This is a genomic window from Streptomyces sp. NPDC018031, assembly GCF_044327625.1.
In the GTDB taxonomy this organism is placed as follows: Bacteria; Actinomycetota; Actinomycetes; order Streptomycetales; family Streptomycetaceae; genus Streptomyces.
The window spans coordinates 1-1,115 of the sequence record NZ_JBIRFT010000076.1 but is presented as its reverse complement, the minus strand read 5'-3'; the positions used below and the strand labels follow the sequence as shown (position 1 = coordinate 1,115).

The 1,115-nt window shown below is 67.8% G+C and carries 1 pseudogene; it reads left to right on the top strand.

The window, feature by feature from the left end:
* Positions 1-1,115, top strand: a pseudogene (locus ACH4B3_RS34300) (hypothetical protein); the annotation flags it as partial.

The following is a 1,115-nucleotide window of genomic DNA, read 5'->3' as shown; positions in this document are numbered from 1 at the left end:
ACCACCACCAAAGCCCCACCCGACACCACCGCCGCCAAAGACAAACCCGTCACCCCCCTCACCCCCGACCAGCCCCCGCCCAACCCCGGCCCACCCCACGCCCCCGACGCCATCCCCGCCAAACAGCCCCCGGCCGTCACCGACTTCTCCCCAGGCCCCGCCGCCGGCGACAAGGCCCTGGCCGATGCCGACGTCACCGAAGAACAACTGAAGAAGGGCAACGAACCCTCCTTCGACGAGGCACTGGGAGAGAAGAAGAAGGCCGAGCAGCACTCCGCCACCGCCCCCGGTCAAGCACGTGCGGCCGAGACCGCGCAGCTGGCCGACGCCAAGGCCGGCGCGGCCGCTTCCGGCGCGCAGGCCATGGCGGCGCTGACCGCGACCCGGACGGCGGCGGGCAAACAGGTCGACGGGGGGAAGGGAGAGGCGAAGTCCCGGGACGAGCAGAAGCGGGCGCAGGTCACCGCCAGGCTGCAGAAGGTCTTCGACGCCACCAAGAAGGACGTCGAGACCACCCTGACCGGGCTGGACAAGAAGGTCGAGGAGCAGTTCACCGCCGGGGAGAAGACCGCCCGGGACGCCTTCACCGCCGACCACGAGAAGCGGATGAAGGCCTACAAGAAGAAGCGGTACTCCGGCTTCTTCGGCCCGGCCAAATGGGCCAAGGACAAGCTGCTGGGCATGCCCGCGGAGGCCAACCAGCTGTATCAGGAGTCCCGGAAGCTGTATGTGGCGAAGATGCAGGGGGTCATCTCCTCCGTCGCCGACACCATCGGTGCCGAACTGGGCCGGGCCAAGGCCCGCATCGCCCAGGGGCGTGCCGACCTCAGGGCCGAGGTCGACAAACTCCCCGCCGACCTCAAGCAGTTCGGCCAGGAAGCCGCCCAGGACTTCACCGCGAAGTTCGAAGAGCTCCAGACCCAGGTCGAGGACAAGTCCCAGCAGCTGGTCACCGACCTGGCGCAGAAGTACACCCAGGCCCTCAACGCCGTCGACGAGGAGATCAAGAAACTCCAGGAAGCCAACAAGGGCCTGGTGGACAAGGCCGTCGACGCGGTCGTCGGGGTCATCAAGACCATCATCGAGCTGAAGAACATGCTCATGGGCGTCCTGGC